The 22,183-nt window shown below is 64.3% G+C and carries 24 protein-coding genes; 12 read left to right on the forward strand and 12 right to left on the reverse strand.

What is annotated here, in order from left to right; all coding sequences use genetic code 11:
• Positions 1-4: 4 nt before the first annotated feature.
• Entirely contained in the window at positions 5-991 is a 987-nt protein-coding gene (locus tag DCG74_RS08735; RefSeq protein WP_172787106.1) for a glycosyltransferase, read from the reverse strand.
• Between the two features lie 250 nt (positions 992-1,241).
• On the opposite strand from DCG74_RS08735, the gene DCG74_RS08740 reads away from it, so the two are divergent.
• The 3 genes from DCG74_RS08740 to DCG74_RS08750 are packed head-to-tail and all read left to right on the forward strand — an operon-like array spanning position 1,242 to position 4,843.
• Complete coding sequence (locus DCG74_RS08740; RefSeq protein ID WP_172787107.1) at positions 1,242-2,345, forward strand: glycosyltransferase; 1,104 nt, start codon at positions 1,242-1,244, stop codon at positions 2,343-2,345.
• 3 nt (positions 2,346-2,348) lie between these two features.
• Positions 2,349-3,701 carry an O-antigen ligase gene (locus tag DCG74_RS08745; RefSeq protein ID WP_172787108.1) on the forward strand — a complete coding sequence of 451 codons (1,353 nt, stop codon included), beginning with the start codon at positions 2,349-2,351 and terminating at the stop codon, positions 3,699-3,701.
• The gene (locus DCG74_RS08750) at positions 3,698-4,843 is read left to right on the forward strand and encodes a GNAT family N-acetyltransferase (RefSeq protein WP_172787109.1); all 1,146 of its coding nucleotides are present in this window, start codon (positions 3,698-3,700) and stop codon (positions 4,841-4,843) included. Before DCG74_RS08745 ends, DCG74_RS08750 begins: the two co-directional genes overlap by 4 nt.
• A 21-nt stretch (positions 4,844-4,864) precedes the next feature.
• On the opposite strand, the gene DCG74_RS08755 is transcribed toward DCG74_RS08750, so the two are convergent.
• On the reverse strand, positions 4,865-5,404 hold the full coding sequence (locus tag DCG74_RS08755) for an alpha/beta hydrolase (protein WP_172787110.1): 540 nt from the start codon (positions 5,402-5,404) through the stop codon (positions 4,865-4,867).
• 122 nt (positions 5,405-5,526) lie between these two features.
• Here DCG74_RS08755 and DCG74_RS08760 point away from each other — a divergent pair, with 122 nt between their 5' ends.
• Positions 5,527-6,003: an Lrp/AsnC family transcriptional regulator gene (locus DCG74_RS08760; RefSeq protein ID WP_172787111.1), complete on the forward strand. Its 477-nt coding sequence runs from the start codon at positions 5,527-5,529 to the stop codon at positions 6,001-6,003.
• A gap of 37 nt (positions 6,004-6,040) precedes the next feature.
• Here DCG74_RS08760 and wrbA read toward each other — a convergent pair whose 3' ends face one another.
• The 3 genes from wrbA to DCG74_RS08775 form a co-directional block, all read right to left on the reverse strand.
• Positions 6,041-6,640 carry an NAD(P)H:quinone oxidoreductase gene (wrbA, locus tag DCG74_RS08765; RefSeq protein ID WP_172787112.1) on the reverse strand — a complete coding sequence of 200 codons (600 nt, stop codon included), beginning with the start codon at positions 6,638-6,640 and terminating at the stop codon, positions 6,041-6,043.
• Between the two features lie 150 nt (positions 6,641-6,790).
• Positions 6,791-7,489, reverse strand: coding sequence for a pirin family protein (locus DCG74_RS08770; RefSeq protein ID WP_172787113.1), 699 nt, complete (start codon positions 7,487-7,489; stop codon positions 6,791-6,793).
• Positions 7,490-7,522: 33 nt separating this feature from the next.
• Positions 7,523-8,275, reverse strand: a complete 753-nt coding sequence (locus tag DCG74_RS08775; RefSeq protein WP_172787114.1) for an SDR family NAD(P)-dependent oxidoreductase — start codon at positions 8,273-8,275, stop codon at positions 7,523-7,525.
• Between the two features lie 119 nt (positions 8,276-8,394).
• Between DCG74_RS08775 and DCG74_RS08780 the strand changes: the two genes are divergently transcribed.
• Both DCG74_RS08780 and DCG74_RS08785 read left to right on the forward strand, forming a co-directional pair.
• Positions 8,395-9,330, forward strand: coding sequence for a LysR family transcriptional regulator (locus DCG74_RS08780; RefSeq protein WP_172787115.1), 936 nt, complete (start codon positions 8,395-8,397; stop codon positions 9,328-9,330).
• Between the two features lie 171 nt (positions 9,331-9,501).
• Positions 9,502-9,993 (forward strand): transposase, encoded by a 492-nt coding sequence (locus DCG74_RS08785; protein WP_210268371.1) that lies wholly within the window; start codon positions 9,502-9,504, stop codon positions 9,991-9,993.
• Between the two features lie 104 nt (positions 9,994-10,097).
• Here the strand turns inward: DCG74_RS08785 and DCG74_RS08790 are convergent, their stop codons facing one another.
• Complete coding sequence (locus tag DCG74_RS08790) at positions 10,098-10,355, reverse strand: hypothetical protein (protein WP_172787117.1); 258 nt, start codon at positions 10,353-10,355, stop codon at positions 10,098-10,100.
• A 145-nt stretch (positions 10,356-10,500) separates the two neighbouring features.
• Here DCG74_RS08790 and DCG74_RS08795 point away from each other — a divergent pair, with 145 nt between their 5' ends.
• The gene (locus tag DCG74_RS08795) at positions 10,501-11,487 is read left to right on the forward strand and encodes a tripartite tricarboxylate transporter substrate binding protein (RefSeq protein WP_172787118.1); all 987 of its coding nucleotides are present in this window, start codon (positions 10,501-10,503) and stop codon (positions 11,485-11,487) included.
• A 96-nt stretch (positions 11,488-11,583) separates the two neighbouring features.
• Positions 11,584-11,940: a hypothetical protein gene (locus tag DCG74_RS08800; RefSeq protein ID WP_172787119.1), complete on the forward strand. Its 357-nt coding sequence runs from the start codon at positions 11,584-11,586 to the stop codon at positions 11,938-11,940.
• Positions 11,941-11,993: 53 nt separating this feature from the next.
• Here DCG74_RS08800 and DCG74_RS08805 read toward each other — a convergent pair whose 3' ends face one another.
• The 4 genes from DCG74_RS08805 to DCG74_RS08820 all read right to left on the reverse strand — a co-directional run bounded on the left by DCG74_RS08805 (position 11,994) and on the right by DCG74_RS08820 (position 14,879).
• Positions 11,994-12,839: an adenylate/guanylate cyclase domain-containing protein gene (locus DCG74_RS08805; RefSeq protein WP_172787182.1), complete on the reverse strand. Its 846-nt coding sequence runs from the start codon at positions 12,837-12,839 to the stop codon at positions 11,994-11,996.
• A gap of 45 nt (positions 12,840-12,884) precedes the next feature.
• Positions 12,885-13,367: a YbaK/EbsC family protein gene (locus DCG74_RS08810; RefSeq protein WP_172787120.1), complete on the reverse strand. Its 483-nt coding sequence runs from the start codon at positions 13,365-13,367 to the stop codon at positions 12,885-12,887.
• Between the two features lie 41 nt (positions 13,368-13,408).
• The gene (locus DCG74_RS08815) at positions 13,409-14,140 is read right to left on the reverse strand and encodes a haloacid dehalogenase type II (RefSeq protein ID WP_172787121.1); all 732 of its coding nucleotides are present in this window, start codon (positions 14,138-14,140) and stop codon (positions 13,409-13,411) included.
• A 127-nt stretch (positions 14,141-14,267) separates the two neighbouring features.
• Positions 14,268-14,879 (reverse strand): TetR/AcrR family transcriptional regulator, encoded by a 612-nt coding sequence (locus DCG74_RS08820; RefSeq protein WP_172787122.1) that lies wholly within the window; start codon positions 14,877-14,879, stop codon positions 14,268-14,270.
• Positions 14,880-14,994: 115 nt separating this feature from the next.
• Here DCG74_RS08820 and DCG74_RS08825 point away from each other — a divergent pair, with 115 nt between their 5' ends.
• The 3 genes from DCG74_RS08825 to DCG74_RS08835 are packed head-to-tail and all read left to right on the forward strand — an operon-like array spanning position 14,995 to position 16,664.
• Positions 14,995-15,429, forward strand: a complete 435-nt coding sequence (locus tag DCG74_RS08825) for an ester cyclase (RefSeq protein WP_172787123.1) — start codon at positions 14,995-14,997, stop codon at positions 15,427-15,429.
• A 43-nt stretch (positions 15,430-15,472) separates the two neighbouring features.
• Positions 15,473-15,961 carry a DUF3237 domain-containing protein gene (locus DCG74_RS08830; RefSeq protein ID WP_210268372.1) on the forward strand — a complete coding sequence of 163 codons (489 nt, stop codon included), beginning with the start codon at positions 15,473-15,475 and terminating at the stop codon, positions 15,959-15,961.
• 1 nt (position 15,962) lies between these two features.
• The gene (locus DCG74_RS08835; protein WP_172787183.1) at positions 15,963-16,664 is read left to right on the forward strand and encodes an aquaporin; all 702 of its coding nucleotides are present in this window, start codon (positions 15,963-15,965) and stop codon (positions 16,662-16,664) included.
• A 53-nt stretch (positions 16,665-16,717) separates the two neighbouring features.
• Here the strand turns inward: DCG74_RS08835 and DCG74_RS08840 are convergent, their stop codons facing one another.
• Positions 16,718-17,641 (reverse strand): LysR family transcriptional regulator, encoded by a 924-nt coding sequence (locus tag DCG74_RS08840; protein ID WP_172787125.1) that lies wholly within the window; start codon positions 17,639-17,641, stop codon positions 16,718-16,720.
• A gap of 111 nt (positions 17,642-17,752) precedes the next feature.
• Between DCG74_RS08840 and DCG74_RS08845 the strand changes: the two genes are divergently transcribed.
• Entirely contained in the window at positions 17,753-18,448 is a 696-nt protein-coding gene (locus tag DCG74_RS08845; RefSeq protein ID WP_172787126.1) for an alpha/beta fold hydrolase, read from the forward strand.
• A 164-nt stretch (positions 18,449-18,612) separates the two neighbouring features.
• Here DCG74_RS08845 and DCG74_RS08850 read toward each other — a convergent pair whose 3' ends face one another.
• Entirely contained in the window at positions 18,613-22,023 is a 3,411-nt protein-coding gene (locus DCG74_RS08850) for an AAA family ATPase (RefSeq protein ID WP_172787127.1), read from the reverse strand.
• Between the last annotated feature and the right edge of the window lie 160 nt (positions 22,024-22,183).

Genomic DNA, 22,183 nt, shown 5'->3' on the forward strand with positions numbered 1-22,183 from the left:
GGGACTAGATGCCGAAGCGGGCGAGGGCGACCCGGATGGCCGAGCGTGGCAGCGATCTGAGCGACCGCCGGCCGATCATCGCGAGATAAGCGAACGCCTGGCGATACCTGCCGAAGCGGACCGCCTGCATCGCCGAGTAGGTGACGAGATGAATCTCGGCGGCGAGACGCAGCCCGGCCGTCATCCGCCCGGGCAGTCGCGCCAGGATCAACCCGTCATCGAACACCCGCGCAATGGCTGGGAAGAAGTCCTTCGGCGTCCGGACTGCGGCGTTCATGGTGTTGGCCGTGTGAAGACGATAATCGAGCAGCAGCTCCGGCGCGAATTCGAACTCGCCGATCGCAGCGAGGCGGCACCAGCAATGCCAGTCCTCGCAGTATCTAAGGGACGTATCGAAGCCGCCGATGGCACGGAAAGCTTCGGCGCGTGCGAGCGCGATGCCGCCATTGACAATGAAATTGCCGGCGGCGAGCCGCGTCAGTACGTCGCCGGACGGCTTCCGGCGCCCCTTCAAGAGGCCGCGCCGACCGATCTGGCGACCTTCGCTGTCGATCGTGTTGTAGTCGCCATAGACGAGAACGGCGCGCGGCGCGCCGCGCGCCGCAGCGAGCAGCGCCGCCACCGCACCAGGACGCAGGCGATCGTCGGCATCGAGAAAGAGCAGCCACTCGCCGCTGGCCTGTCGCGCGCCGAGATTGCGCGCGGCCGATACGCCGGCGGAATCGTTGCGGATCAAGCGCAGCCGCGGGTCACGCACGCCGCGCACGATCGCAACGGTTTGGTCGGCCGAGCCATCGTCGACGACGATCACCTCGGTCACCTCGCGTTGCGCCAGTGCGCTGGCGAGGGTTTCGCCGACATAGGCCGCAGCGTTCTTGGCGGGAATGACGACCGATACCGATGTGGTCGAGCCGACCTGAAGCGGCAAGCGCGCCGGCACTGTCGCGCGTGAGGCGGCTGGCAGTTCGAGAACCTCTTCGGCGGTGATCACGCTACGGCTCGCCTTTAATGATCTGTTAACCAGGACCCGTGTGCCGCGCCGAGAAACGCTGACGATCGCCAAGTCCGGCGGCCTCGGATGATACCCGCATTGCGCTCGAACCCGTTGCCGAGAAGGCCCGCGTCTCGCCGGTTTCGTAGAATAACGTTAAGTCGCTGGCATTAAGCCTGTGGCAAATTTCAAAGAGTGCGGCAGACGGCCCGTGCGAGAATGCGCATCGGACTGCCGCGGATGGAATCCAGTGCCCGCAAACACGTTCGAACACGACCCCGATGCGATGATCCTGAACCTCTTCTATGAGGACAAGGACGACCGCTGGTTTCCCGGCGACCGGCATCTGCGGCGCATGGCCCGCCGGTTGCTGCTCGGCGAGCCACGCATGAGCGGCCAGCTGCGCGTGTTCCTCAATCTCTGTGCGGGGCTCGACCGGCTCGGCATTCGCTACCGCGTCAACGACTACGGTTATATCGCGCAACATCCCGACGAGCTCGCCTGCATCGTCGGTCGCACCTTCCTGCTCGACAAGTTCGCGTGGAAGAACCCGATCCTGCTCGGCGTTGCCGCCCACAATCATCCGCTCGACGACCCCGACTTGTTCAAGCGTCTGCCGGTGAAGAAGGTCGTGGTGCCCGGTCCCTGGTACGTCGACATGTACCGGCCATATTGGCCCGAGACCGAGGCCTGGCCTGTCGGCATCGACACGAATCTCTGGGCGCCGTCGGCTCGAGCGCAAAAGACCGTCGATGTCCTGATCTACGACAAGGTGCACTGGGACCGCGAGCGCTACGCGCCGGAGATGATCGAGCCCGTTCGCGCCCGGCTCGTCAAGGAAGGCCGCTCGTTCACGGAGCTGCGCTACGGCAGCTATAAGGAAGCGGATTATCAGGACGCGCTCGGGCATTCGCGCGCGATGATCTTCCTGTGCCAGAGCGAGAGCCAGGGCATTGCCTATCAACAGGCCTTGTCCTGCGGCGTGCCGGTGTTTGCCTGGGATCCGGGCGGACCGTGGCGCGACCCCGATTATTATCCGCACCGGGTGCAGTTCGCGCCGGTGTCCTCGGTGCCCTATTGGGACGAACGCTGCGGCGTCAAGTTCACCGACGTCGCGGGCTTCGAGGCCGGCTGGGACAAGTTCTGGGCCGGGTGCAACGCAGGCGCGTTCGATCCCCGCGGCTACATCCTGGACAATCTCACGCTGGAGCAACGGGCGCTGCAATACTACGAGATCGCGCTGGGCATCATGCGGCAGCCCGCGGTGTCGCAGACCTCCGCAACGCCCGTTGACGGAGCGTCAGAAGTGTCGAGCCAGGACCGGAAGCTTCACCGGCGTCATCAGATGTCTTGAGCCATGGACCGCAGCGCCGCCGACATGACCGACGTCGAGGCCCAATCGTTCGGCCAGACCCTGCGCGATCGCCTTGCAGGTCTCGATGCCGTGCCGCTGGCGCGCTGCCTCGTCGCGGTCGGGGCGCTGCTGCTGGTGCTGGTGACGCTCAATCCGTTCCCGGACCTGCGCAATCCCGACGTCACCATCATCGTCGGCGGACGAATGGCGCTGACCTATGTCGCCTGGGGCCTCCTGGCGGCGGTGGCAATGCTGTGTGTCGCAGCCACGGATGCGCCCGCGCTGAAGAGCCTGGTGACACCGTTGCATCTTTGCCTGCTGGGCTGGCTCGCGATCAATATCGCCTTTTCCGAGAGCCGCGGCGTCTCGATGCAGCGATTCGTGCTCACGGTCAGCGTGACGTCGCTCGCCATCGTGTTGCCGTTGCTGCCGCCGACGCAGCGCAGCTTCAATTTATGCCTCGGTGCCGCCGCACTCGTGCTGCTCACGCTGTGCTATCTCGGCGTCTTCCTCGCCCCGCAATATGCGATCCACACGGCGCGCGACGTCACCGAGCCGCAGCTCGCCGGCGACTGGCGCGGCAGCTTCGGCCACAAGAACATCGCCTCGGCCGTGATGACGATCCTGGTCTATGTCGGCTTCTACCTGTCCGCCGTCGGCTCGTTCGTGATGGGGCCCGTGATCGCCGTGCTGGCCGGCACCTTCCTGATCTTCACCGGCGGCAAGACGTCGTCGGTGCTGTGCCTCGCGATCTACGCGCTCGCATCACTGGTCTATGTCACCCCAGGCCTCTGGCTGAAGCGGATCATCTGCTTCGTGCCGCTGGTTGCGATGAACCTGTTGACCGTCGGCAGTGTCCTCAGCCCTGTGCTCGCGTCGATGACGCGGCTGCTTCCGCTCGATCCCACCTTCACCGGACGCTCCGCGATCTGGGACTTCGCGATCGCGGCCGTCGCCGAGAAGCCGATCATCGGCCACGGCTATGCGGCGTTCTGGGACGACGTCAGTGCGCGGGCCACCGCCCAGGGCGCCGAATGGGCGACGTCGGCGGCGCACAGCCACAACAGCTATCTCGATCTCGCGGTCACCATCGGCTTGCCGGGGCTGGCGCTCGTGATTCTCATCTTCGTGCTCGCCCCGCTCGGCAATTTCCAGACGGCGCAGGCTCACAGCCGCAGTGGCGCACTGGCCAAGCTGTTCCTGACGGTCTGGTTGTTCGGCCTGTATTACGGCGCCACCGAGACCTTCCTGCTCGAACGGCAGAATCCGATCTGGTTCATGTTCGCGCTGTCGGTGGCCGGCCTGCATTTCCTGGCCAGGTTTCAATGCGTCAAGCAGATCGAGCCCCGCGGATGACCTTCCTCAGCCTCGATCAGCCCGCTGATGTTGCGTCCCACGCGTCGGCCGTCGCCGTCGCCGTCCTGCGGGATTGGCGGCACGCGGCCTTGCGCCTGAGCGCGGGGCACCGCACCGCGTTTCAGCATGTCGACTGGCTCGGCGCCTGGTACGCGGCGTTTCACGACGTCGCTCCGCTGATCGCATTGATTTCCGATGATGCCACCGGCAAGGACATCGCGGTCGTGCCGATGATCAGCCATGTCAGGCGCGGCATCCGTATCGTCGAGTTCGCGGACCTCGGCGTCTCCGACAACAACGCACCGATCCTGGCGCTCGATGCCACGTTGGACGCGGGAAAGGCGGACGCGATCAACACGGCGCTGATCGGCGCGTTGCGCGCGCTGCCCGACCGTCTCGATCTGCTGCGCCTGAAGAAGATGCCGGCCCAAATCGGCGGTAAGCCCAACCCGCTGGTCGCGCTCGGCCGGATCGGATCCTCCTCGCTCAACGGCAATCTCGTGTCGATGGACGACGCCTATGACCACTATCAGGCCTCGATCAAGCGCCTGCAGATGCGGCGCTGCTGGCGGGTCTTCAGCCGTCATGCCGGCGCGCGGTTCGAGATCGCCGCCGATGTCGGGCGTGCGCACGAGCTATTGGACGTGATGGATGTCCAGCAGCAGGCGCGCATGCGAAAGCTCGGCTCGCCGTTCGTTCTCAACGACGAGACCCATGCGCGATTCTATCGCGAGGTCGTCCGCCGCGGCGTGGCGGACGGTTATGCCATGGTCTCGGCGCTGGTGTGCGACGAAGGCGTCGTCGCCACCGCGCTCGGCGTCAAGCATGGCGCGACCTATTTCCTGCTGCGCATCAGCCATGCCGGCAATCCATGGTCGAACTGCTCGCCGGGCCTGCTCGTCACCGAGCGCACCATGGCCGCACTGCATGCACAAGGCGTGCGCCGTTTCGACCTCAGCATCGGCAATCAAGCCTACAAGCGCCGTTTCCTTGCCGAGAGGGTGCCGCTGACCGACGTCAGCGTCGCGCTGTCCTGGCGCGGTCTGCCCTATGCCTGGCGCGATCACGCCGCGCAGGGCCTGCGCCGTCACCCCAGGCTCGCTGCCTTCGCCGCGCGGGCGATGGGCAAGGGCGCGCGCTGACGCGCGCCGTCTGTTTCGCCATCACCTCGGAAGACCCGCGCGGAAGGCATCCAGCAACGCGCGTCCTTGCGGCCAGTCGCCGAGCCCGCTGCCGGCATTGATGTGGCCGAGTGCGCCCGGCACGATCAGGCCGGACTGCCAGTCCTGGGCCCGCCGCCGTGTCACCTCGAACGCTCCATATGGATCATTCGTGCTCGCGATGATCAGCGCGGGAAAGCGCAACGCGCGGCGGGGGACCGGCTTGAACGCCGCGGCCTCGGCAGGAAAATGGCTGCCATCCGGATCGGGCACGGCGACCAGCAAGGCGCCCGCAATCGCGGAAGGGAAGCGCACGGCCCAGTGCGCCACCAATAGGCAGGCGAGGCTGTGTGCGACCAGGACGGGCGGCCTGGCGCAGCGCGCGACCGCGTGCTCCAGGGCCTGCTCCCAGTCGTCGAGCTCCGGCTGGTCCCAGCTCGCCGGCCGGAAGCGCGTGAAGCGCGCATCAGCGCGCTCCCATAGCGTCTGCCAGTGATTATCTCCGGAGCCGCCGAGCCCAGGCAATGTGATGATGTCGTGCATGTACGTCCCGTGATATCTGAGGTGACGCCGCAGTGTGACCGATTGCGGTCCTGCATCACATGGCAAGTCATCGGCGAAATCGACAATCTGCCGATGATCTCAAGGTGGAACGGAGAATTGAGTTGGATCGCTTCGGGAGCATCGATGCCAAGGATTTGAAGATCCTCGAGGCGCTGCAAGCCAATGCGCGCGTGCCGTTGTCCGAGCTCGGCCGGTCCGTCGGGCTGTCCCAGCCGGCCGTGTCCGAACGCGTCAAGCGGCTCGAGGAAGCCGGCATCATCGAGGGCTACGGCGCCCGCATCAACCCGCGCGCCCTCGGGCTCGGCCTGATGGCGCTGGTGCGCCTGCGCACCTCGCACGAGCACATCAAGACCTGCCTCAAACGCTTCAGCGAAATCCCTCACATCATCGAAGTCCATCGCGTCACGGGCGATGACTGTTTCGTGCTCAAGGTGCTCGTTCCGGCGCCGGAGGATCTCGAGACCATCGTGGATCGCATTGCCGGCTTTGGCGCTGTGACGACCTCGCTGGTGCTACGGAGCGAACCCATGCGGCCGATCGGCAAGGACCTCGTCAGGAGGAAGATCGAGCGGAGCTGAAGCGGCATTCCCGAATGGGAATGCCGCCCGGGTCGCATCAGCCATGCAGCTTTTTGGCGGTCTCCGCGATCTGGCGGCCCTGATAGCGCGCGCCGGCGAGCTCGTTGGCGCTGGGCTGGCGGCTGCCGTCGCCGCCGGTGATCGTGGTGGCGCCATAGGGCGCGCCGCCCGTGACCTCGTCGAGCTTCATCTGGCCGGCAAAGCCGTAGTTCATGCCGACCACGACCATGCCGAAATGCAGCAGGTTGGTGATGATCGAGAACAGCGTGGTCTCCTGCCCGCCATGCTGGGTCGCGCTCGACGTGAAGGCGCCGCCGACCTTGCCGTGCAGCGCGCCCTTGGCCCAGAGGCCGCCGGCCTGGTCGAGGAAGTTCGCCATCTGCGAGGCCATGCGGCCGAAGCGGGTGCCGGTGCCGATGACGATCGCATCGTAATTGGCGAGGTCCTCGATCTTCGCAACGGGGGCTGCCTGGTCGAGCTTGTAATAGGAGGCTTTGGCGACCTCGGCCGGCACCAGCTCGGGCACCCGCTTGATGTCGACGGTCGCGCCGGCCTCGCGCGCGCCTTCGGCGACGGCATTGGCCATCGCCTCGATGTGGCCATAGGCGGAATAATAGAGGACGAGAACTTTAGTCATGGTGGTCTCCGTTGGGGAAGAAATGAGTCGTTCGGTTCGGTGTCGTTGCCGGGCTTCACCCGGCAACCCATCGTTCTTTGAACAGCTCCTTGCGAAGGGCGATGGATGCCCGGCTCAAGGCCGGGCATGACGAGTTCATGTGGATGCGGTTTACGCGGCGTCGACGAGCACGAGCTCGGAATCTTCCAGCGCCGTGATCTTCAGCTTGGCTTCGTCGCGGATCGCAGCGCCGTCGCGGGCGTTGACCCGGACACCGTTGATCTCGACGGAGCCTGCCGCCGGCACCAGATAGAGATGCCGCGACGTCTGCGGCTCATACTCGGCGCTCTCGCCCGCTTTCAGCGTGGTGGCGAGCACCCGCGCATCGGCGCGGATCGGGAGCGCATCCGTGTCATCCTCGAAGCCGCTCGCGATGGTGACGAGCTTGCCGGAGCGATCGGCTTTCGGGAAAGGTTTTGAGCCCCAGGTCGGCTGCCCGCCGCGCTCGGTCGGCTCGATCCAGATCTGGAAGATCCGCGTCCTGGTCGGCTCGAGATTGTACTCGGAGTGGCGGATGCCGCTGCCGGCGCTCATCACCTGCACGTCGCCCGCTTCAGTGCGGCCCTGGTTGCCCAGGCTGTCCTGATGGGTGATCGCGCCCTCGCGCACATAGGTGATGATCTCCATGTTGGCGTGGGGATGGGCGGGAAAGCCGGTGTTCGGCGCGATCTCGTCGTCGTTCCACACCCGCAAGGCGCCGTGGCCCATGTTGTTCGGATCATAGTGACTGGCGAACGAGAAATGATGTTTTGCTTTTAGCCAGCCGTGATCGGCTCCGCCGAGTTTATTGAAAGGTCTGAGTTCGATCATCTTCGTAATTCCCTGGGTTGGACGAGCGGCGCTTCAGGCGCCGAACCCGCCATCGACGTTGAGCACGGTGCCGGTGACGAAGGAGGCTTCCGGGCTTGCGAGGAACACGATTCCGGCGGCGACTTCCTCGGGGCGGCCGAAGCGCTGCAGCGCGTGCTGCTTGCGCTGCGCTTCGGCGAACTCGCCGCCGTCCTTCGGATTCATGTCGGTGTCGATCGAGCCGGGCTGCACCACGTTCACGGTGATGCCGCGCGGGCCGAGGTCGCGCGCCGCGCCCTTGGTGTAGCCGACCACGGCCGCCTTGGTGGCGACGTAGTCGGCAAGGCCAGGGAACGTGGCGCGGTCGGCCAGCATCGAGCCGACGGTGACGATGCGGCCGCCTTCACCCATCAGCTGCGAGGCGGCGCGGATCGCCGCGATCACGCCGTGAACGTTGACTTGGTCCTGCCGCTCCAGCGCTTCAGTGTCGGCCTTGGCATCGTCGGTTGCGCCGCCGGCTGCGACGCCGGCATTGTTGACGAGGATGTCGAGATGGCCGAATTCCTTTGCGACGTCGTTGACGAGCCTGGTCACGTCCTTGGCCGAAGCCTGGTCGGACTTGAACGCACGCGCCCTGACGCCCTTCGCCTTCAGCTCGGTGACGACGGCCTCCGCCTTGTCGGGCGAGGCGACGTAGCTGATGGCGACATCAGCGCCTTGATCGGCGAGTGCGCGGGCAGAGGCCGCGCCGATGCCGCGCGAGCCGCCGGTGACGAGGGCAACCTTGCCGGAGAGCTTCTTGGTCATTGGATTTTCTCCATGTTCCGAATGTCTGATGGCTCTTGGATAAGCTCTCGCCTGTGGTATAGAAATAGAAACTGTTGAAACGTATTGTTTCCCAAAATGGACCACTAGGACCGGCTGCCATGGCAAAACTCCCCGACTTCGAAGCACTCGCGATCTTCGCAAAAGTCGTGGAGCTGCGGTCCTTTGCCGGGGCCGCGAGCGAGCTTGGGATGTCCAAGGCCACGGTGTCCAAGGCGGTCACGCGGCTCGAGGAGCGGCTGGGCGCCCGCCTGTTCAACCGGACCTCGCGCCGGCTCGCGCTGACCGATGCCGGCCACAAGCTGGCCGAGCGTGCGACGCGCCTCTTGGCCGACGGCGAGGCCGCCGAGAACGAGGCGCTGGCGCAGTCGGTGGCGCCGCGCGGCCTGGTGCGGCTCGCCGTCCCCATGACGTTCGGCATCAAGGCGGTGGCGCCGCTGCTGCCGGAATTTTTCGAGGCCTATCCGGAGGTCTCGGTCGACCTGCATTTGAGCGATGCGACCGTGGATCTGATCGGCGAAGGTTTCGACATGGCGGTACGAATCGCGCGGCTGCCCGACTCGTCGCTGATCGCGCGGCGGCTCTTCACCATGCCGCGCTACACGGTCGCCGCGCCGTCCTATCTCAAGCAACACGGCCGGCCGACGCACCCGATGCATCTCGCCGAGCACAAATGCTTCAGCTACGCCTATCTCTCCACGCCCAACGTCTGGCACTACACCAATTCGGCCGGCGAGCAGGCCAGCGTGCGCCCGGGCGGCCAGCTTCGCGTCAACAACGGCGAAGCCGTGATGCCGGCGCTGGTCGCGGGCCTCGGCATCGCCGAGCTGCCGGAATTCATCGTCGGTGAAGCGATCTTGTCAGGCGAGGTCGAAGTGATCCTGAAGGACTGGAAGCAGGCCGAAGGCGCCGTGCACCTCGTGACCCCGCCCGGCGGCCCGCGCCCGGCGCGCGTCGAAGCGCTCGCCGATTTCCTCGCAGCGAAGCTGCCCGGCACGTGCAAGCGGCGGCCGAAGAACGGTGTGAGAGTGCCTTGATGTTTGGTCGGGGCAGGGCGCGAAAGGCGCGCCTTTGCCTATGGAATCTCGCTAGTCTATCCTAAACCCAACTATCGTAGGGTGGGCAAAGCGAAGCGTGCCCACGTCTTTGCCCGAGGGGATCACACGAGGGGATCACAAGTGTCTCGATATCGGCGCGCGCAGGGCAGCATGTTCTTCTTCACAGTCGTGCTCGCCGATCGTTCAAACACGTTGCTCGTGGATCACGTTGATCGCCTGAGGCGAATTTATCAGACGGTCCAGCAACGCCGCCCGTTCGAAACGATCGCGATCTGTATCCTGCCCGATCATCTCCATGCAATTTGGTCGCTTCCGGACCGCGACGTCAATTTTTCGTCGCGGTGGAATCTGATCAAGGGCGGCTTTTCGCGCGGGATAGAACCGCAGGAGCGCTCGGCAAGCAAGCTGCTCAAGCGCGAGAAGGGAATCTGGCAGCGCCGCTACTGGGAGCATGCCATTCGCGACGATGCCGATCTGGAGCGCCACGTTGACTACATTCATTTCAATCCAGTGAAGCACGGCCTCGTCAAGCGCGTGCGCGATTGGTCTCTCAGCAGCTTCCATCGCTACGTCGACCAGGGCATCCTGCCAGTGGATTGGGGAGGGGATATGCGGGACATCGCAGGCCAGTTTGGCGAATGACGGTGGGCACGGCGCGCGAAGAGCGCGCCTTTGCCCACCCTACGAGATCTATCGCAAGCGCAGCCATCGTAGCGTGGGCAAAGCGAAGCGTGCCCACCATCTCGCTACGACACCTTCACGCCATGGCTCGCGACAACGCGCAGGCTCGGCTTCAGCGTCCCCTCCAATTGCGCCTTCAATTCGTGAACGCGTGGGTCGCTCGACCGCGCCGCGCACACCCCGTATTGATGGACGGATTGCGCCAGCGCGCGCCGCGCTTCCGGCGTTCGCGTCAATTCGGGCGTCGAAAGCCGCAACACGATCGCTGCGAGATTCACCAGCATCTCGTCCAAGGCGACGTCGATGGTTCCAAGATTGTGCATCACTCACTCCCTGGAAGGCCAACAATGGCTGCAGGCCGGCGTTCCTGGCCACCCTGGACATGGCTAACGCTCGGTAAACGTCTTGTTCCTGGCCGTCCCTACGTTAGGCTGGCCCGTGAACAAAGAAAATCAGGGGAGGCCCGCCATGGATCGCCGCGATCTCTTGCGCGCCGCTGCGGCATTGCCGTTGGTGCGGGCAGCCCTACCGGAGAGCGCGTTCGCGCAAGCCTATCCGGCGCGCAACATCACCATGATCGTGCCGTTCCCGGCCGGCGGACAGGCCGACCTCGCGGCGCGTCCCGTGGCACAGGCCCTGGAGCGGATCCTCGGCAAGCCCGTGATCGTCGACAACCGGGCGGGAGGCGGCGGCGGATCGGTCGGCAATGCCGCGGCCGCGCGTGCCGAGCCCGACGGTTACACACTGCTGATGACGCTGTCCTCGCTCGCGGTGCTCCCCGAGGCCGACCGGCTGTTCGACCGGCCTGTCGCGTACGAGGTCTCGCAGTTCATGCCGATCGCGCGCGTGCTCGCCGATCCGACGCTGCTCGCGGTGCCGGCCTCGGCGCCGTGGAAGACCGCGCAGGATTTCGTCGAGGATGCGAAGACGCGGCCGGGCCAGATCGCCTATGGCTCGTCCGGGCCGTACGGCACGCTGCATGTCGCGATGGAGATGTTCGCGAGCAGCGCGGGCATCAAGCTGCTGCACGTGCCGTTCCGCGGCGCGGGCCCTGCGCTGACCGCGATCCTCGGCGGCACCGTGCAGGCGATCGCCGCCGCACCGGGCACGCTGAAACCGCAGGTCGACGACGGCAGGCTGCGCGTGCTCGGCAATTGCGGCGCGCAGCGCATCGCGAGCTTCCCGGACGTGCCGACCTTCCAGGAGCTCGGCTACAAGGACGTCGAGTTTTACATCTGGGCCGGGCTCTTCGCACAGAGTTCTCTTCCTGCGCCGATCGCGACCCGCCTGCGTGAGGCGATGGCGCAGGTGATGACGAGTCCTGATGTGCTCAAGGCGTTCGAGACCTCGGGCAGCCTCGTCGCCTATCAGGACGCGCCGGCCTTCGCGCAGTTCATCGCCGCCGACAGCGCGCGTCTGATCGCGGCGGTGAGGAAGATCGGCAAGGTGGAGTAGGTTCCAGCCGCGCTTTTCACATTTTGTTGTTGGTCCAGAACAAGCCCTCGTCTCATTGATTGAAGATAATTCGAAAGACTTGGGAAGGATCTGGACATGCGAGCAGAGCGGATTGCGCTGGGTGTGGCGCTTGCGGTCGGCGGCATCGTGGCGCAGAGCGCTGCGTCCGCGCAGGAATACCGCGGCACGATGGAACAGCAGATGGCTTGCACGCCCGATGTGTGGCGGCTGTGCAGCGATCAGATTCCCGATGTGAACCGTATCGTGGCGTGTCTGCAACAGAACACCCCGCAGCTCTCCAGCGGCTGCCGTGCCGTGTTCCAGTCGAACAACCAGGCTCAACCGCAGCAGCCGGTCCCGCGCAATCGTGCCGCGCCGCCGCCGCGCTTTAACAATGCGCCGCCGCCACCTCCGTACGGGCAACCGCGTCCTTATTACGAATATGACGATTAGGCTCTGAGGAGCGCATGAGAGATGCGCGCCGGCATGCGATCGTGCCGCCTCGTTCAGCGCTCCGGCCTGCTGCCCGATTGAGGACGCGGTCCGAGCACCATCCGCAAGACGACACCGAACAGAATGGCTGCGACCGGCCAGTGAAACCAGATCCTGTTGCTGGTGAACAGATTGATCAGGATCAGGAAGGCCGACACCGTGAGAGCCGCTGCAACCGGGCGGGGCAGCCTTGCGAGCCAATCCGAGACGACATTCGACGGCACGCGCCTGTCGTCCATCCGCGGAGCCCGCGCTCGCTCTGAGGGCGTTGCACGCTCCTCGAACGGGAAGCTCCCTGGCCCGGCGGCTTGACCTCCCACTTGACCGCTCACTTGGCCACCCAGGGTCAGCCGGTAACTGGTCAGCGGAGCAATGTTCTTCATCGGGCGCTGGCCGAGGCAGTCGAAGCCAACGGCTAGTTTGTTGTGCACCTGATCGTAGACGGAGCTCGAGATCACGACGCCGCCGGGCTCGGCGAGCTCCTGCAGGCGCGATGCGATATTGACCCCGTCGCCATAGATGTCGGAGCCGTCCACCATCACGTCGCCGAGGTTGATGCCGATGCGAAACCGCATGGGGTTGGCCTGGGACGCATCCGAAGCCTGGCTGGAGATCTCCTGCTGAATCTCGACCGCGCATTGCACGGCCTCGACGACGCTGGCGAACTCGGCGATCACGGCATCGCCCCAGGTGTTCACGATCCGGCCGTCATGGCGCTCGACCAGGCGCGCGATGGCCGCGCGGTAGCGGCGGAGGGTCTCCAGCGTTCCGGTCTCGTCCGCTTCCATGAGACGAGAATAGCCGTACACGTCAGCGCACAGCACGGTGGTCAGTCGTCGTTTCACCTTGTCGTCGGTCATCGCCGCCATGCTAGCCCGCCTGACCGGCAATGCAACCAGGCATCGTTATCCGGCGCCGTCCTGCGGCCTGACCTCGCAGACGTCCACCCATTCGGCGGCGGTCAGCTCGGCCATGCGATCGGGGGTGATGCGCACCGCACTGTGGGTCGAGCCCGCCGCCGGCACCACGACATCGAACGCCTTCAGCGAGACGTCGCAATAGACCGGCAGCGGCGACTTCAGCCCGAATGGGCAGACGCCGCCGACCTCGTGCCCGGTGATCTCGGCGACTTCCTCCAGGCCCAGCATCTTCGGCTTGCCGCCGAACTGCGCCTTCACCTTCTTGTTGTCCATGCGCGAGGTGCCGCTCGCGACGATCAGGATCACGCGCTCGCCGACGCGCAAGCTCAGCGTCTTGGCGATCATTCCGGGCTCGACGCCATAGGCCTCGGCCGCCAGCGCCACGGTCGCGGAGCTGATCGGGGATTCGATGACGGAAATATCGGGGGCTTTCTCGGCGAAGAAGGCGCGAACGGATTGCAGGCTCATTCCGGGCAGCTCATTCCAATCTCACAGGCGGGCGACGACCCCTAAGCGACTCCTGGCAGCTCGGAGAGCGCGCGGACACGATGATCCGGTGCAAAGCCGAGCTCATCCATCTGGGTCCGGATCGCCCTGAACATGGTGAGCGGTGCCACGAGTTCGGTCTCGACGCAAGCCAGCGCCATGGCTTCCGGCGTCACCCGCTCGATCCAGGCGACCTTCAATCCGAACGATTTCGCCCCGGCGGCGTCCCAGGGATTTGAGGAGACGAACAGAACCTCATCAGGCGCGGTGCCGAGCACCTCGCCGATCAACTCATAGGCCTGTGGGCTCGGCTTGAAGATTTTCTTCGCGTCCACGCTGATGGTGGCATCGAGTAGGGCATCGAGGCCGGAATTGCGCACCAGCGCATCGAGCATGTCCGGGCTGCCGTTGGAGAGGATGGCGAGCTTGCGCGGTCTCAGGGCCGCAAGCGTATCCGCCGCATCCGGATAGAGATCGAGATGCAGATACTTCCCGATCACGCGCTCGAACGTCTCGTTCTCGTAGGCCAGCCCGAGCACGCGCAGCGTATAGGCGAGCGAGTCGCGCGTGACCGCGTCAAAATCCTGGTAGCGCTGCATCAGCGAGCGCAGCCAGGTGTATTCGAGCTGCTTGATGCGCCAGACCTGCGTGATGATCTCGCCATAGCCGGGAAACGCATCCTCGGTCACGTCAGCGACCGACTGGATGTCGTAGAGCGTGCCATAGGCGTCGAAGACGACGGCTTTGATGCTCATCAGCTGTCCTTCCGGGCCGTTGCGGTCACGGGCAACTTTGATCGGCAGGGTACCTCATCCCCAGCCTACCAAGGAACAACGGACGTCTGCCACTGCAACCGTGACGGACCCAAGTGCTCGCAGCCCGCTATTTACGGCGAAACGCGTCCAGCAACCCCTCTATGATCTTGCGACCGTGAATGCGGGTTTTCTTGGGGTCGGACGCCGTTGGAAGCTTGATCGACAGCTCGCAAATGACCGCGTCAAGCATGTGTCCAAGCAGATCTATATCATCGAAGACCAGCTCACCTTCGCGCTTGAGCGCCCTCAGCGTCGCCTTCAAGAGTGCCATTGGGTACTGCTCTTCGATCTCTGCGAAGCGGGCATGGCCGAGAACGACCGGCGCTTCTTGAACCACAATTCGCGCGTAATCAGGCTCGATCGAAACATCCAGATACGCATCGATGCCGGTGTAGAGCCGCTCCCAAATTTTCGACTTCCGCTTGGAGAGCTCCTGCACGCGTGCAGCGGCATCCGATTGCAGCGAAACGACGACGGCGTCGAACAGAGCCTTCTTATCCTCGAAGTGGTGATAGAACGCACCGCGCGTCACTCTCGCAGCTCTTGAAATCGCCTCGATGCCCGCGGCCTGATAGCCCTCACGGGCGAATATTTCCCGCCCCGCAGCAAGCAGCGCTTGCCGGGTGGCTTCCGCATATTCCTCACGGCGCGTCCGCTGGTCACTAGCAGCCTTGTTCATGGGTCACTTACATACCGCTTGACATGAAACATGCAAGTTGAATATTACATACTAATGGTATGTGAAATGCTGATGGTATGTCATCCTGGAGGAGGTTGCCGTGAATGGAGACCGGATGTTCGAGCTGGCGCAGGGTCTGGCTGTTGCCAAGAGCAGGCAAGACGTCGCCTCTGCACTTGCCTTTCTCGACAGGGACATGGTGCTCGAAGGACCCGCGTTCGGCACCCGCGCAAAGGGACTTGCGGAAAACGAGGCGGCGCTGGCGCGGTTTTTCAAGTCTTTCCCGGATTACAACGTCGTGCTGTCCGGCCACGCCAACGACGCCGAGACGCTGGTCTGCTGGGGAGAGGTGCGAATGACCATGACGGGAGACCGCTTTGGGGTCACTCCCAACGGAAAGCGCGCCGAACTTCCGGTCTTTATCCGCTTCACCTTCCGCAATGACCTGATTGCAAGCGAATACTTCTTCTTCGATCTCTCGGCCCTGTGCGCGCAGTCAGGCGTCTCGACCGATCAGGTCCGTCGGAAGCTCTTTGGCGAAGTTCTCTAGTCGTCTGGGGGCATCACACGTTTACGCAATGGAGAATGGCACGATGGATCCGCGCATAAAACCTGTTGCCGATATCAAAACGGTGCCGCTGTTCGACATCGTCGTTGATCTCGATCCACGTCTTTCCTTTGGCGAGACGCCCGTCGGCCGGCGGGTTCTATTCGGCGCCGCGGGGGGATCGTTCGCCGGAGAGCGCGTGCGCGGCGAAGTTCTTGCTGGCGGCGGCGACTGGGCCCTCTTCCGGCCCCACGGAGAGATGGCTCTCGACGTGCGTCTGACCTTGCGTACTGACGACAACGAACTGATCTACATGACCTATGGCGGACGCTGGATCACCCCGCCCGAACTGAAGGCCGACATGGCCGATCCGGCCAAGCGCTACACGGTCGATCCCTCACGCTACTATTTCCGAACGCAGCCGTTGTTCGAGACAGGCTCTTCCGCCTACGCCTGGATGAACGACATCGTGTGCGTCGGAACCGGATATCTCGTCGAGGGCGCGGTGGCCTACAAGATCTTTCAGGTTGTCTGACGTGACAGCAAGCGAGGGCTCGGAATCCCCTTCTCCCGACTTCAATTTGTCGCAAAGACTCGCGGCGGAGGGACTCGGGACCTGCTTTCTGCTGATGGCCGTGGTGGGCTCCGGCATTCTCGGGGCCCGGCTGGCCAGCGGCAACACGGCTGTCGCGCTCATTGCCAATGCACTTGCGACGGCGGCGGCGCTATATGCGCTGATTGAATGGTTGGGTCCTGTGTCCGGGGCTCATTTTAATCCCCTGGTGACCGCCACGCTCGTCATCAGAGGCGATTTGCCGCTTCGAACGGGAATTTCATACGTTCCCGTTCAACTCGTCGGCGCCTTGTTGGGAGTGGGTGTGGCGAATGCAATGTTTGCAGCGCCGGTCTTTTCCTTCTCGGTCAACGACCGAAGCGGCTTTTCCAATTTGTTGAGCGAGTTCGTCTCGACATTCGGACTGCTCGGAGCGGTGTGGGTTTGCTCACGGCTTCGTCCGGCATCAGTTGCTGGCGTTGTCGCCGCTTACATCGGCGGTGCCTTCTGGTTCACAGCGACCGACTTTGCCAATCCAGCGGTGACCATCGCACGCGCTTTTACCGACTCATTCGCAGGCATAAGGCCCCAGGATGTCATCGGCTTCATCGCGGCAGAGGTCATCGGCGCGGGTGCCGCGATCGTTGTGTTTCGCTGGTTGTTGCCGGCACGAACTGGTGTTTGAGGTTTGAAGCGAACACCGCCTAGTCGACTTCATCGGACTTTCCGCATCCCAAATTATTGAACCTCGACATAGCGGATGATGCTCTGGTTCTGAACGTTTGCGATCAATTCGTCTGCGCGAGACAACAGCCGATGCAGCAACGGTGAGGAATTTGCCTGGTTGTATCCCAAGGCTAAATCGACCGTTGGCGTTCCCCCGTCGAGCGCTCTGGCGACAACGTTGGGTGCCAGCATGTTCTGCGCATAGAGGGGAACCAGGCTAACTCCGCCCGTGGACGCGACCAGCGACATGGCCGAAGATATGTTTTCGCCTTCGTACTTTGCCTTGAGCGTGATTCCCGCCCTTGTTGCGTAGTCTTGAATGACGGCTTGGAGCACCGGAGAGGTTCTTGCCGAGCTGACGTAGACTTCCCGAGCGAGATCCTGCGGCCGAATCTTCTTGCGCGATGCCAAACGGTGGTCGGCCGGCAGCACGGCGATCAAGGGCTCCTTCGCCAGCGTCTTGAAGACCAGACCGGCGCTTTCCTTTTCAGGCCGTAGGAAACCGACGTCCAACTTTCCCCGCATCAATGCGAGGGCGATTTCTGGCGAAGATAGAGTACACAGCGTGACTTCGACCTCGGGTGCGTCCTCGCGGAGGATCCGCAATAGATGAGGCAGCCAAGTCACCTCCAATCCGACCAGGAAGCCCATCGACAGCACGGGTCTTTGCGGCTCGGCCGTCCGCCGAGCGCCATCCATCGCCGCCTCGACCTGCAACAGCGCCAGCCGTGCGTGATCGAGAAACACTTTTCCTGCGGCCGTCAGCGTCACGCCGCGCGCCTGGCGCTCGAATAATTGTACGCCAACTTCGTTTTCCAGATCGCGAATCTGCCGGCTCAAGGACGGCTGCGAGGTGTTCAGTCGCCGCTGGGCAGCGGTCAACAAGCTGCCTTCCTCCGCGACGGCAACGAAGTAGCGCAAGTGCCGAAGTTCCATTTGCCCTCGTATATCTCCAAGGCATAGCTCCGAGCCTACAAGGTCTTAGTCATCAACAGAAGGAGGATTTAGCTTCGCGCAGTTTCCAACCACCAAGGGACAAGAAAGAAAATGTCGACAACCTCCAAGCCCAGTATCGTGTTCTGTCACGGCCTCTGGGCCGACGGCTCATGCTTCAGCAAGGTCATCCCCACCCTGCAGGCCGACGGTCACCAAGTGATCGCCGTCCAGTACGGGCTCAATAGCTATACCGATGACGTCGCGACCGTGAAGCGCACGCTGGGGCGGGTCAACAGCCCCGCAATCCTCGTCGGTCATTCGTACGGAGGCGCCACCATCACCGGCGCGGGGACCGACGAGCGCGTCGCTGGCCTTGTTTACATCGCCGCCGTCGTTCCGGATGTTCACGAGACCGTACAGAGCGAGCTCAACAAATACCCCACGGAGATATTCTCCCAGATCGAGGTCGCAGGCGGACGCGTCTGGATCAGGCCGGAAGGTGTCAAGTACTTTGCTGGAGATCTTCCCGAGCAGGAGCAGAAGCTGGTGTGGGCGACCCACTACCCGCCCGCCGCCGACCTGCTCGAGCAGCAAGATCTCGATGAGGTCGCCTGGAAGACGAAGCCGAGTTGGTACATCCTCGCCCGCAAGGACCAGACCGTGCATCCCGATCTTCAGCGCTTTCTGGCCAAGCGCATCAACGCCACCACGATCGAGACCGACAGCAGCCATGTCACCATGCTGTCGCAGCCCGACCTCGTCATCGACGTCATCCGCAAGGCCGCAGCCGCCGTTCAAAAAGGCTGATCGAACCAGGTGTTGGCATGGACGAAGCCGCCATGGGGCGGCTTCGCCCCGGCGGCCAGGCCGTTGTGGTCACAAGAACTCCGCTTGGAGGCGTGCGCATGAACGGCAGCGCGCCACTGCTCAACACACGAGGTCGAGGTCGGATCGGCCAGGCGCTTGCATCCCTACGGGTATTTGGAATCCGTCGTCGTCTCGGAGCGGGCGGTGATCTCTCGAAGTACTACCCTGGCCGCCTGTAGGTCCGGGGTCGCAAAACCCTCCGTGAACTGGCGATAGAGTGGTGCGAGCAGGTCTTGTGCCTTGGCATACCGATCCTGTTCTCTCCACAATCCTGCGAGGCGTGTTGCTGCGCGCAACTCCCAGAGCTTGGCGCCCTGCTGGCGCGCAATTGCCGCGGCATGGCTTAACCGAGCTTGCGCGGCGCTCGCATCGGCGTTCGGCAGCCGTAGTATCAGCTCGCCCATCATCCGGTGCAGCTCGGCCTCGAACCATCGCTCGCCGGTTTCTTCCACGCGGTGCAGCGCCTCGCTAATAATATCCAGGCCCTCGTTCACTGCACCGGACCGGCCGTGGACCTCGGCAAACAGACTTCGGAAATAGGGCACGAGGAAGCCTGCTCCGGTGGCCTGCCACATCGAAAGCCCGTCTCGGATCTGCGCGAGACCGGCCCGAAGATCTCCAGCCTCGGCCAGCGTCCAACCGCGAATGATGATACCGGCTCCGAGGAAGTGTGGGGAATCCTGCTCGGCTGCCAGTGCGATCAGCGCATTCGCCCGATCGCCCGCCTCGTCGTGATTCTGGCAAAGCTGCGACAGGATGCAGCCGTACAGTAGGGCATAGCCGAGGGTGTTGCGGTGGGACAACTCCTTCGCGCCGCTCAGTGCCTCTCGGCTCCTCGCCTGAGCCTGCTCAGGATAGCCGAGGGCAAACAGTGCCCAGGATAGAACGGAAAGTCCCGCCACACTGGGATCCTGCGCGAACAGGAAGGCAAGCGACCCGTGAGCGGTCGGATCGTAGAGGGCGAGCGTCCGCTCCAAATGGGCGCGCGCAGCTGTCAACTCGCCGCGAAGCAATTCAGCGGTTCCGACGATGCGATTGCCGATGGTTTCGGCGGCAGCATCGTTCTGTGCCTGGGCGCGGCGGAGCAAATCCTCGCCTGCAGTTCGACCGGCCTCGAGCTCCGCCCGTACGACGTGAAAAACCCACTTCCCATAGAGAACGGGAAAGAGCCGCGACGTCTCGCCGAGGCGCTCGCACAGGTCTCGGGCCCGTGCGTTGGTCCGGCCGACCTCCGGTGCGGCCCAGCCCTTTGCCGCCATCAAGGCGACGCCGAGCGCGATTTGCAGCTCGAGCTCCCGCCTCCATCGTGGGGCGTCGTCGGGGAGAGCAGGAATCAAGTCGAGCCCTTTGGTCAATTGCGTGATCGCCTCTGCTGTGGCCGACCGCGCGATCTCTGCTTGTCCCGCCTTCAGCCAATAGTCGATCGCCGGTTCGGCCAATCCTGCCTCCGTGTAGTGATGGGCCAGAAGCTCGGGCTGCGTCTGCACTGTCTCCGGAAAATGCTGCTCGAGCGCGGCGGCGATCCGGGCGTGCAAGCGCTGCCGCTTCGCCCGCACCAGGGTCGCATAGGCGGCGTCCCGCACGAGTGCATGCTTGAAGCTGTAGGTCGCTTGAGGCGGCGTGCCGCGCCGGAACACGAGGCCCGAACCGACGAGGTCATCCAACCCCGCCTGCAGGTCGCTCTCCGGCAGCGCCGTCGTCCTCGCGAGCAGTTCATGAGAGAATTCCCGGCCAATCGCAGCCGCGACCTGGGCGACCTCACGAGCGGGGGCCAGCCGGTCGAGCCGGGCCAACAGCGACTCCTGGAGCGTGGTTGGGATGGCCATGGGCGGCAGCGGCCCGGCGAGCGCGTAATGGTCGCCCTCATCGCGGAGCAGGTTGGTCTCCAGCACCGTCCGCGTCAGCTCCTCGACGAACAGCGGCACGCCGTCCGTCTTGGCGACGATCTGATCGAGCACCGCAGGCGGCAGAGCCTTACCACCGCTCAGCCGCGCGACCATTGCTGCGCCCTGCCGGCGGCTCAACCGACTGAGGGTCAGCGAGGTGACGTGGGCATAGCGCGTCCAGCGCGGCACGAACTCGGGCCGGAAGGTGATGAGGACCAGCACCGGGGCGCGCTGCACCCGGTCGATCAGAAGATCGAGCAGCTCAAGGGAGGTTGGATCTGCCCAGTGCACGTCCTCGTACAGCGCCAGCACGGGCCGGCGCGTTGCGAGACCGAGCACCTGATCGACCAGAACTTCGAGCGTCCGCTCCTTCTGCCGATGCGGGCTCATGTCGAGCAGCGGGTAACGCGCATCTGTCTCCAGCGATAACAACGCCGCGAGCAGCGAAGCCACCGCGATGACGTGTTCGGTCGATAGCGCAAGCAGCGCCTCGAGTTTGTCGAGCCGGGTTGCAGCGGGATCGTCCGCAGCAAAGCCCGCTGCCCGCTCCAAAAGCCCGATCACCGGATAGAGTGGGCTGGTCTGATGGTGCGGTGAGCAGTAGTGACTCAGAGGCGTATGCGGCTCATGTTCCAGTCGCCCGCGCAGCGCCCGCACGAGGCGTGACTTACCGATGCCAGGCTCGCCTCCGAGCAGGATCACCTGGCCCTCGCCCTCTTTGGCTCGCTCCCAGTGCTCGAGCAGGAGACCGATCTCGTGGTCGCGACCGACCAGCGGCGTCAGGCCTGCGCCGTGCAACGCCTCGAACCGGCTCTCGGCGGCGCCTTCGCCGACCACACGCCACGCGCGCAGGGGATCGGGAAATCCCTTTAAGATCTGCAGGCCGAGCTCGGCGAGCTCGAACAGGCCGCCAATGAGCTCTCGGGTGCGTGTGGAGATCACCACGGTGTCGGGCTCGGCCAGGGTTTGCAGGCGCGCGGCAAGGTTCGGCGTGTCGCCGACCACCGTCTCCTCGCGCGCCGCGCCTTCGCCGATCAGCTCACCGACAACGACCGGGCCGGTCGCGATGCCGATGCGGACCGCCAGCGTCTCACCATGCGCCGATGCCAGACTATGGACCGCCGCGACCGCGGCGAGGCCGGCCCGCACCGCGCGTTCGGCCTCATCTTCGTGGGCGCGCGGATAGCCAAAATAGGCTAGGACACCGTCGCCCATGTACTTCGCGACATGCCCTTCGAACCTTCCGATCGCGCCGGCCACCGCGTTCTGATAGGTCCGCAGGACTTCGGCCATTTCCTCCGGATCGAGCCGTGCCGCGAGCGCGGTCGAGTCGACCAGGTCGACAAACATCACGGTGAGTTGGCGGCGCTCGGCCTCGGATGCAAGCGAGGCCTTCCAGGAGATAGCAGCGCTCGCGGCGTTGGCGGGAGTCCTCGCCGAAATTGAGCCGTCGCGCAGAGCGGCAATGGCGGCGAGCAGCTTGCGGCGATGACCGATCGAGACGACGCCGATCCCGATCAAATCCTCAGCCGTGAGGTCCATGAGGACCTCGGCATCGATGTCATGCTCGCGGAACGCCTGTTCATACTGTCCCAGCCCCAGACTGCACAGCCAAGCCATGACGTCCATGGGGGCCTCCCGGCTCTTGTCTCAGCACCAGGTACATCAGCCTACCGCAAAACGGTCTGAGCGAAGCGCGATAAAACGTCACGAACGACTGCGGGAAAACGGCAATTCCTGGGAGCAGGCACTCGAATAGATAACCGCGCGGTGCAACGCTCTCCAGGTC

It is taken from the genome of Bradyrhizobium sp. WBAH42 (assembly GCF_024585265.1).
Classification (GTDB): Bacteria; Pseudomonadota; Alphaproteobacteria; order Rhizobiales; family Xanthobacteraceae; genus Bradyrhizobium.

Bases quoted from the DNA above. Each gene is read 5' to 3' on its own strand.
- DCG74_RS08790 (WP_172787117.1), bottom strand. From the start codon at position 10,355: ATGCACAATCTTGGAACCATCGACGTCGCCTTGGACGAGATGCTGGTG.
- DCG74_RS08845 (WP_172787126.1), top strand. From the start codon at position 17,753: ATGTCGACAACCTCCAAGCCCAGTATCGTGTTCTGTCACGGCCTCTGG.
- DCG74_RS08775 (WP_172787114.1), bottom strand. From the start codon at position 8,275: ATGACCAAGAAGCTCTCCGGCAAGGTTGCCCTCGTCACCGGCGGCTCG.
- DCG74_RS08780 (WP_172787115.1), top strand. From the start codon at position 8,395: ATGGCAAAACTCCCCGACTTCGAAGCACTCGCGATCTTCGCAAAAGTC.
- DCG74_RS08785 (WP_210268371.1), top strand. From the start codon at position 9,502: ATGTTCTTCTTCACAGTCGTGCTCGCCGATCGTTCAAACACGTTGCTC.
- DCG74_RS08755 (WP_172787110.1), bottom strand. From the start codon at position 5,404: ATGCACGACATCATCACATTGCCTGGGCTCGGCGGCTCCGGAGATAAT.
- wrbA (WP_172787112.1), bottom strand. From the start codon at position 6,640: ATGACTAAAGTTCTCGTCCTCTATTATTCCGCCTATGGCCACATCGAG.
- DCG74_RS08815 (WP_172787121.1), bottom strand. From the start codon at position 14,140: ATGAGCATCAAAGCCGTCGTCTTCGACGCCTATGGCACGCTCTACGAC.
- DCG74_RS08805 (WP_172787182.1), bottom strand. From the start codon at position 12,839: ATGACCGACGACAAGGTGAAACGACGACTGACCACCGTGCTGTGCGCT.
- DCG74_RS08810 (WP_172787120.1), bottom strand. From the start codon at position 13,367: ATGAGCCTGCAATCCGTTCGCGCCTTCTTCGCCGAGAAAGCCCCCGAT.
- DCG74_RS08850 (WP_172787127.1), bottom strand. From the start codon at position 22,023: ATGGACGTCATGGCTTGGCTGTGCAGTCTGGGGCTGGGACAGTATGAA.
- DCG74_RS08745 (WP_172787108.1), top strand. From the start codon at position 2,349: ATGGACCGCAGCGCCGCCGACATGACCGACGTCGAGGCCCAATCGTTC.
- DCG74_RS08820 (WP_172787122.1), bottom strand. From the start codon at position 14,879: ATGAACAAGGCTGCTAGTGACCAGCGGACGCGCCGTGAGGAATATGCG.
- DCG74_RS08830 (WP_210268372.1), top strand. From the start codon at position 15,473: ATGGATCCGCGCATAAAACCTGTTGCCGATATCAAAACGGTGCCGCTG.
- DCG74_RS08750 (WP_172787109.1), top strand. From the start codon at position 3,698: ATGACCTTCCTCAGCCTCGATCAGCCCGCTGATGTTGCGTCCCACGCG.
- DCG74_RS08800 (WP_172787119.1), top strand. From the start codon at position 11,584: ATGCGAGCAGAGCGGATTGCGCTGGGTGTGGCGCTTGCGGTCGGCGGC.
- DCG74_RS08795 (WP_172787118.1), top strand. From the start codon at position 10,501: ATGGATCGCCGCGATCTCTTGCGCGCCGCTGCGGCATTGCCGTTGGTG.
- DCG74_RS08825 (WP_172787123.1), top strand. From the start codon at position 14,995: ATGTTCGAGCTGGCGCAGGGTCTGGCTGTTGCCAAGAGCAGGCAAGAC.
- DCG74_RS08770 (WP_172787113.1), bottom strand. From the start codon at position 7,489: ATGATCGAACTCAGACCTTTCAATAAACTCGGCGGAGCCGATCACGGC.
- DCG74_RS08840 (WP_172787125.1), bottom strand. From the start codon at position 17,641: ATGGAACTTCGGCACTTGCGCTACTTCGTTGCCGTCGCGGAGGAAGGC.